Source organism: Elioraea rosea, assembly GCF_007644105.1.
Taxonomy (GTDB): Bacteria; Pseudomonadota; Alphaproteobacteria; order Acetobacterales; family Acetobacteraceae; genus Elioraea_A; species Elioraea_A rosea.
In genome coordinates, this window is sequence record NZ_VFAC01000074.1 from 1 (window position 1) to 7,603 (window position 7,603).

8 protein-coding genes and 1 pseudogene are annotated in these 7,603 nt (G+C 68.8%); 4 read left to right on the plus strand and 5 right to left on the minus strand.

All coding sequences use genetic code 11. The features are described from left to right. The 4 genes and pseudogenes from FIF60_RS21075 to FIF60_RS22205 form a co-directional block, all read left to right on the plus strand. Positions 1-1,973 (plus strand): annotated as a pseudogene (locus FIF60_RS21075) (carbohydrate-binding domain-containing protein); the annotation flags it as partial. Between the two features lie 333 nt (positions 1,974-2,306). Next, on the plus strand, positions 2,307-3,380 hold the full coding sequence (locus FIF60_RS21080; protein WP_144300260.1) for a GNAT family N-acetyltransferase: 1,074 nt from the start codon (positions 2,307-2,309) through the stop codon (positions 3,378-3,380). Between the two features lie 114 nt (positions 3,381-3,494). Then, a complete protein-coding gene (locus tag FIF60_RS22200; protein WP_239451748.1) occupies positions 3,495-3,881 on the plus strand; it encodes a hypothetical protein in 387 nt (128 codons plus the stop codon). A gap of 268 nt (positions 3,882-4,149) precedes the next feature. Next, a complete protein-coding gene (locus tag FIF60_RS22205) occupies positions 4,150-4,404 on the plus strand; it encodes a glycosyltransferase (RefSeq protein WP_239451749.1) in 255 nt (84 codons plus the stop codon). A 60-nt stretch (positions 4,405-4,464) separates the two neighbouring features. Here the strand turns inward: FIF60_RS22205 and FIF60_RS21090 are convergent, their stop codons facing one another. The 5 genes from FIF60_RS21090 to FIF60_RS21815 all read right to left on the minus strand — a co-directional run. Beyond that, a complete protein-coding gene (locus FIF60_RS21090; RefSeq protein ID WP_144300261.1) occupies positions 4,465-5,382 on the minus strand; it encodes a right-handed parallel beta-helix repeat-containing protein in 918 nt (305 codons plus the stop codon). An 8-nt stretch (positions 5,383-5,390) separates the two neighbouring features. After that, complete coding sequence (locus tag FIF60_RS21095) at positions 5,391-5,819, minus strand: PIN domain-containing protein (protein ID WP_204251274.1); 429 nt, start codon at positions 5,817-5,819, stop codon at positions 5,391-5,393. Beyond that, entirely contained in the window at positions 5,779-5,976 is a 198-nt protein-coding gene (locus FIF60_RS21100; protein WP_144300263.1) for a type II toxin-antitoxin system VapB family antitoxin, read from the minus strand. The genes FIF60_RS21095 and FIF60_RS21100 overlap by 41 nt, the downstream gene beginning before the upstream one ends. Positions 5,977-6,131: 155 nt before the next feature. Continuing rightward, on the minus strand, positions 6,132-6,818 hold the full coding sequence (locus FIF60_RS21105; RefSeq protein WP_144300264.1) for a PEP-CTERM sorting domain-containing protein: 687 nt from the start codon (positions 6,816-6,818) through the stop codon (positions 6,132-6,134). Positions 6,819-7,006: 188 nt separating this feature from the next. Continuing rightward, positions 7,007-7,603, minus strand: a 597-nt coding sequence (locus FIF60_RS21815) for a hypothetical protein (protein WP_158639338.1), incomplete at its 5' end; no start/stop codon positions are given.

Sequence of the window (7,603 nt, forward strand, 5' to 3'; positions counted from 1 at the left end):
CCTACGGCATCACCATCCCCGACATCTACGACGTCTTCAATCCTCCCGGCGCGACGCCGAACCCGGTTCCTCCTCCGCCCCAGCCGACCCCGACGCCGGAGGTGCCCACGAGCACGCTGCCCAAGTCCGTCTCGGCCAAGTTGCTCGAGGGGGGTTCGGGCGCCGACACGCTCATGGGCAGCGCCGGTGCAGACATCCTCATCGGCCACGGCGGTGCCGACAGGATGACCGGTGGCGCCGGTGCCGACACCTTCATCGTCGGCCCCGGCGCAGGGGCGGATGCGATCACCGACTTCACCTCGGGGCAGGACCGCATCCTGTTCGACAAGGTCGACCCGGCCTCGCTCGTCATCCGCACCGAGAAGCAGGGTGACGTGTCCGGGCTGAAGATCGCCTACGGCACGAGCGGCGACAGCGTGTTTCTGCAGGGCGTGAAGAGCCTGAAGGCGGGCGATCTCGTCTTCACGACCGATGCGCCCGTGCCCGCCGCCGCAACCGCTGCTGCGACAACGACCGCTGTTGCGGGCAAGTCGGTGACGTTCGGCACTGGCCTGGACACGATCGTGTTGAAGGTGACGCAGGATTTCTGGAAGGAGAACGCGGCCTATACGGTTGCGGTGGACGGTAAGGCGATCGGTGGAACGCTGACGGCTGAGGCGCTGCGCGGTTCCGCGACGCCGGACACGATCACGCTGAAGGGTGACTGGGGTGCAGCCCCGACGCTGTCGATGAGCTTCATCAACGACGGCTGGGGCGGCACTGCGGCGACCGACCGGAATCTTCTGCTGACCGGTGTGTCGCTGAACGGTACCGATCTCGGCATCAGCACGACCTTTGGCGTGAACGGCACGAAGAGCTTCTCCCTGGCCGGGCCGGTCACGCCTCCGAATGCGGTCGGGAAGGAGTTGAGCTTCGGTTCCGGCCCGGACACGATCGTGCTGAAGGTGGCGCAGGATTTCTGGAAGGAGAACGCGGCCTATACGGTTGCGGTGGACGGTAAGGCGATCGGTGGAACGCTGACGGCTGAGGCGCTGCGCGGTTCCGCGACGCCGGACACGATCACGCTGAAGGGTGACTGGGGTGCAGCCCCGACGCTGTCGATGAGCTTCATCAACGACGGCTGGGGCGGCACTGCGGCGACCGACCGGAATCTTCTGCTGACCGGTGTGTCGCTGAACGGTACCGATCTCGGCATCAGCACGACCTTTGGCGTGAACGGCACGAAGAGCTTCTCCCTGGCCGGGCCGGTCACGCCTCCGAATGCGGTCGGGAAGGAGTTGAGCTTCGGTTCCGGCCCGGACACGATCGTGCTGAAGGTGGCGCAGGATTTCTGGAAGGAGAACGCGGCCTATACGGTTGCGGTGGACGGTAAGGCGATCGGTGGAACGCTGACGGCTGAGGCGCTGCGCGGTTCCGCGACGCCGGACACGATCACGCTGAAGGGTGACTGGGGTGCAGCCCCGACGCTGTCGATGAGCTTCATCAACGACGGCTGGGGCGGCACTGCGGCGACCGACCGGAATCTTCTGCTGACCGGTGTGTCGCTGAACGGTACCGATCTCGGCATCAGCACGACGTTCGGCACCAACGGAACGAAGAACTTCATCCTCACGCCGGAGATCGCCGCGCCCGATCGGGTCTTCGCCAAGCTGCTCGAAGGCACGTCCGCGGCGGATACGCTGACGGGCGGGGCGGGCAACGACATCCTGCGCGGACGCGCCGGCAACGACGTGCTGACTGGTGGGGCAGGAAGCGACACGTTCGTGTTCGCCGCCGGCGACGGCCAGGACCGGATCACCGACTTCGCCTCCGGCGCTGACAGGCTGTTCTTTGTGGGCATCGCGGCTGAGGCGGCGAAGGCTTCCGCCGCGACCGTCTCGGGCGTGTCGGGACTGATGGTCACGTCCGGCAGCGACAGCGTGTTCCTCGGCGGGGTGACGAAGCTCGCCGAGGGCGACCTCGTGTTCGGCTGAGCCGGCAGAGAGGGCGAGGGGAAAAGGCGGGCGGCCTTGCCCAATGCGAAGGCCGCCCGATTCTCCCGCGCGGCGCCGAGTGGGGGTCGGGCCGCGTGGCAGGGCCACTGCCCCGTCCGACGCGGCCTAATCGTCCGGGTCAGAAAGTCGGGCAGCAGCCGACGTCGAGTAACTCAAGCCGTCTTCTTCTTGTCCGGCCTGGAGAGGACCAAAGCAAGCTGAATGCCACTCGATAAAACTCTGATATTCTTGGTCAACTTCCCGAGATCGGCGGGGTTGTAACATCTGCCGACACAGCGGCGCGGCGCGGCGGCCCGTGCTAAGTCCCTCTCCGTGCCCTCCCGTTCTGCTTCCCTCGACCTGACTCCGCTCGATGCCCGCGCCCTTCCGGGCTGGGTGGACGGCGTCCTCGACGATCCCGGCGAGGGGGAGTTCTTCGCCTCCCGCCTCTGGTTCGACACGCTGCTGCGGCACGCCCTCCCTGAGGGCGCAGAGCCTCTGCTTGCCGCGGATGCCGGGCGCCGCGCCGTGCTGCCGCTCTGGCGGCGCGAAGGCCGGCTCGAAAGCCTCGCGGGCCCCTACAGCCTCGCCTGGCGGCCGCTCTTCTCCGCCGGCGCGGAGGATGCGGCGCGGCATGAGGCCGGTCGCGCACTCGCCGCCCTGGTGCGGCTGTCACGGCCGATGACCTTCCTGCTCCTCGACCCCGACCGTCCCCATCTCGCGGCGTTCCTCGCCGGTCTCCGGGCCGGCCGGGCCCTTGCCGGGCGGTTCGACCATGTCGGCAACTGGCACGAGCCGCTCGCCGAAGACATGGGGTGGGAGGCCTATCTCGCCGCCCGCCCGCCGACGCTGCGCACCACGATCGGGCGCAAGCTCGCCCGGGCGGAGAGAACCCACCGGTTCGAGCTCGTCCCCGCGCCCGGGCCCGCCCTCGATGCCGCGATCGCCGACTACGAGGACGTGCGCGCGCGGAGCTGGAAGCCCGAGGAACCCTTCCCCCGCTTCGACGACGCGCTGCTTCGCGCAACCGCAGCCGCCGGGCTGCTGCGGCTCGCGGTGCTGCGCGGGCGGGATGACGGACGTGCGGTCGCCGCCCAGTACTGGGTGCTCGACCGCGAGGGCGGGCGGAGGCGCGCGACCGTGCTGAAGCTCTCGCATGACGAGGCGGCGAAGGCGACCTCGCCCGGCACGGTGCTGACCGCCTTCGCCATCCGCCACCTGATCGGGGAGGACGGCGTGCGGGTCCTCGATTTCGGCCGCGGCGACGATCCCTACAAGCAACTCTGGGCCACCAGGCGGCGCCAGCGCATCGGCCTCGTGGTCGGCGACCCGCTCTCTCCCGCGGGCCTTACCGCTCTGGCACGACAATGGGCTGGCCCACTCCTGCGCCGTCTGCATAGTCGATGAGGATCTTATACAGCCGCCGCATCCAGTCGCGCGACAAGGAGGGTGTGCAACTCGACAGCTTAGTCGCCGCGCTGCGAGCGGACGGACACGAGGTGCTTATGATTGGCCCTGCCTATGACTAGGTTGGCTAGCGGCGAGAGGCGGCTAGTCGCGACGATCCGCCAGATGTTGCCCGGCTTCGCGACCGAGCTGCTCGAGCTTCTCTATACCCTGCCCACTATGCTGAGGCTCGACCGCCCGCGCCACCGCGCTCTTCCCCCCGACGTGATCTACGAGCAGTACAACTTCTTCTATCTCGCGGGCGCACTGGTGGCCAAGCGACGGTCCCTGCCGCTTTTGCTCGAGGTGAACGCGCCGCTTGCCGAGGAGCGAGTGAGGTTCAGCGGGCTGCAGCTCGAGAGCCTCGCCCGCTGGGCGGAGCGGTTCGTCTGGGCGCCGTGTCACGTGGGTGCTGCCGGTCACGGATGTGCTCGCAGGGCATGCGCACGCTGCAGGCGTTGAGGAGGAGCGCAGCCGCATCGTGCCGAACGGGATCGACCTCGCGAGTTCCCTGAGACCCTTGCCACCCGCGAGATGCCTGCGGGGGCGGAGGAACTCGTGTTCGCCTTCGTCGGCTTTGTGCGCAACTGGCATGAGCACGATGCTGTGGTGCGCGCAATCGCTGCCTATCCGGGGCTGCTGAGGCTCGTGCTTCAGGTCGTCGGCAAGGGTCCGGCGCGGCCGCGGCTCGAGCGGCTCGCCGGGGGGGGGGCTCGGTGGGGCCGATCGAGTGCGATTCACGGGGCTGGCCGCGCACGAGGCCATTCCGGGCCATGTCGGTGCGTTCGACATCGAGTATATGGCTGCCGGCCGGGCGATCATCACGCCGGACCAGCCGAATCTGCGTGAGGTGCTGCGCGACGGCGAGACGGCGCTGCTGTTTGACCGCACGGAGGAGGGGGCGATGTGGCCGGCGGTCCTGCGGCTTCTCGAGGACCGGGCCTGCGGCGGCGGCTCGTCATGGCGGCGCGAAGGGAGGTCCTGACGCGCGACCTCACTTGGGCGGGAAATACCCGGCGCGGCGCGGCACTCGCCCGCGGCGACATCACCGTACCGTTCCGGGCCCTTCCAGCGGCGTGACACTGCCCAAAAATCGGTTGCCTGAGAGCACGGCTGGCGCGGCGGTGAGGTTCCGGACAAACACCGTGCCGCGCGGCATCAAGTTCTCAAAGCGGTTTGCTTCGATCCACAGGGTCGTCGTCGGGTGACGAATGCCCTCGGCGCCAATCACTACCGCGGCGCGCATATTGCCTGCGCGCGGTCCCTTCCGGACAGTATTACGCGCGAGCACCAGATCGCCGCCGTTTGGGATGTCCACTTGGTAGCTCGCCGTCTCCTCCGGGCCGTCGAGGATCTCGGTGTCGATGATCTCGGTGCGCACGGCCCGTGATTTGATGTGGTGGCAGATGCGCGTCGCCTCAAAGCGGGAGCGGCGGATCGCGAGGAGAGCAAGAGTGTTGGCATAGAGCCCGTGGGCACACTCGCCGATCAGCGCACCGTTCTGAAGAAATACGCTCTCCTCGATCACGAGCGTGGCCGTAGGAATGTTTACGGCCGTCAGAATACCGTTCTGGTTATCTTCGAAGCGCGTACGGCGGATAGTGAGGTCACCGCCCTCGGCCCGGATCCCGGCGCCATTACCGGGTGGGGCGATCGCCCCCCGAAAAGTAAGGCCGGTGATGGTCAGGCGCGGGGCGCCGGCGACGAAGAGTGCCTTGCCTTGGCAGACAGGGCCGGTGATTACGACCGGCTCGGCTGCGGCCTCGATAGTGAGATCGGGCACACCCCAGACGGCACAGTCGCGGTAGGTGCCGGCACGGATGACGATGCGGTCGCCTGCCCGTGCGGCAGCAGCGGCGGCGCTTGGCGTGGGGAAGCGCTCGCCCGGCCCAACGCGCAAGGTCGTTGAGGCGGCAGAAAAAGCCAGGGATAGAGAGAAAACAAGGGCAAGGAAGAGGAGCATCAGGCCTCTCATGCGAGAGAGAGGCGTTCGGCGGCGCGGGCGAGCCGGCGGTCGCGCGTCCAGAGCCGCGCATCCCGGGTGAGGCGGGTCGCGGCGAGGAGATGGGCGTCGAGATAGCCTATGCCGCTTCCCGCGAGCCCGTGCCGGGCGATGAAGCCGAGAACCTCTGCATCGGTGGCGACGATTGCCTGCGGGAGGGCGGCGAGCGCGCCGAGCACCGTGTCGGGATCGCGCAGCCCGCCGAGGGAGAGCTCGCCCAGAACGAAAGGGTGGCCGAGCACGCGGCCGGCCTCGAGCAGAGCCGCGAGCGCGGCCTCCCCATGGCGGAGATGATCGACCCAGACGGAGGTATCGACGAGGACCAGGGTCGAGCCCGGGGTATTCAGGTCGGGCCGTTCAAGCCGGGTCGGGCTGGCGGCGCGGCGGGGCGGCGAGATCCGGTTCGGTGCCTCCGAGACGCGCGAGGCGGCGGGCGCTCTCGCGTTCGATCAGTGCCTTCAGCGCCTCGCGCACGAGGGCGGATTTCTCCGTCAGCCCCGTGCAGGCCTGGGCCTTGGCGAGAAGGGTGTCATCGATGGCGAGGGTGGTGCGCATAGCATCGAAAATCGCATCATATGATGCCTGATTCAATGCCGCCGGTCAGTCGTGGGCGCGGAAAGCGACGGGGCGGTGCCGTTTCCGACACCGCCCCGATCAGCATTGAGGACTGTCAAGAATTCCGACAGTCGCTCAGACGTCTAGAGATCAGCTCAGGCCGACTTGCGACGGCGGGCAGCGAAGCCGAGGCCGAGCAGGCCGGCGCCGAGCAGGCCGAGCGTCGCGGGCTCCGGAACCGCCTGGTAGGTGATGCGGATCACCATGTCGTCGTGGTTGTCGTCGACCTGGTTGCCGTCATCGAGGAACAGCCACACGACGTCGCCCGAGGTGGGGCCGCCGCCGGGGCCGGGATCGACCGTCGGCGCGAAGCTCGCGAGGAAGTTCGGGCCGGCACCCGGGGCGAGGTCGTTCGGGTTCGCCGCGTTGGTGAGCGTGTTGCCCGCGTTGCTGTTGATCACGAACGCGAAGTCGAGGATGCCGCCGGCGAAGTCGACGGTCGTCGAGCTGATCGGGTTGCCGAACACGCCGCTGCCCGCCGTGCCCGGCGTCGTGAACAGGACCGAGCCGTTCGCGGCGAACTGGTTCTGGTTGCTCGCCTCTGCGCCGAAGTACTCGATCAGGTAGCTGCCGGCCGAGCCCTGGACCGAGGAGCCGAAGTAGCCGTAGCCCGTGGTGGTGCCGGGGCCGAAGATCGGCACCAGGGCGTTGTTCACGCCGGCCGACGGGATCGTGCCGGCATTCACGGTACCGGCAGACGAGTCCACCAGCGACATGGAGGCAAGCGCGGTGCCGGCCGAGAGGGCGACGGCGGCGATGCCAGCGAGAAGAGCAGTCTTCATGGTCGAAATCCTCTCCAAGAGAGTGAATGGGGTCGTTCGGAGAGGTAATAGCAATCACCGTGCCGGGACAGCGTGATCAACGAATTCAATGCGATAGCTGGTCCCTAGCGGCGTGCGTTCATACTTTGTCAAGAATTCCGACAGAGATCCGGGACTCTCCCGAAACGACTGTCAGGTTCTCCGACGCCTCAGCGGCCGCGCGACCGCTCCGCCGCCTCGGCGGCCACGCCGCCCTCGGCCTGCGCCGACAGCACGGCCTGCAGGATGTTCCGCGCCCGGGCCGACGGCGTCGGCGGAGCCCCCGGCGGGTCCGCTGCCTGGAGGCCGACGAGAACCGGCACGCCTGCGCCGCCGACCAGGCTGTTGCGCGCCTGCGCCGCGCGGTTGGTCAGCCCGTCGCCCACCGACCTGCCGCCGAGCCAGGCGGCCGTCGCGGTCAGCCCCGGCGGGTCCTCGATCCTCTGCCGTGCCTGCCAGGCCCCGCCGCTTCCTTGGCCGATCGGGACGGTGAAGGTGAGCTCGGTATCCGAGCCACCCTTGCCGAGCCGCCAGCGTGCGGCCGACACCTCGCTCCAGTTCGTGCTGGGCGAGAAGACGACCATGGTCGCGGTGACGCGCATCCCCTCGCAGACGAGGCTTGCCCCATCGGGCGCGGCCGTGCAGCCCGGCGGCGCGGCAAGGCGTGGCGCGATTTCCTGCGGCGTGCCGCTCCGTGCCGCGAGGGTGGCGGCAGCGGCCGGCCCGAGCGCGGCGAAGCCGACGGCGGGGACGAGCGCTGCGGCGAG

Excerpts from the sequence above, each read along its gene's own strand:
- FIF60_RS22200 (WP_239451748.1), top strand. The coding sequence starts at position 3,495 with ATGACTAGGTTGGCTAGCGGCGAGAGGCGGCTAGTCGCGACGATCCGC.
- FIF60_RS21090 (WP_144300261.1), bottom strand. The coding sequence starts at position 5,382 with ATGCTCCTCTTCCTTGCCCTTGTTTTCTCTCTATCCCTGGCTTTTTCT.
- FIF60_RS21100 (WP_144300263.1), bottom strand. The coding sequence starts at position 5,976 with ATGCGCACCACCCTCGCCATCGATGACACCCTTCTCGCCAAGGCCCAG.
- FIF60_RS21105 (WP_144300264.1), bottom strand. The coding sequence starts at position 6,818 with ATGAAGACTGCTCTTCTCGCTGGCATCGCCGCCGTCGCCCTCTCGGCC.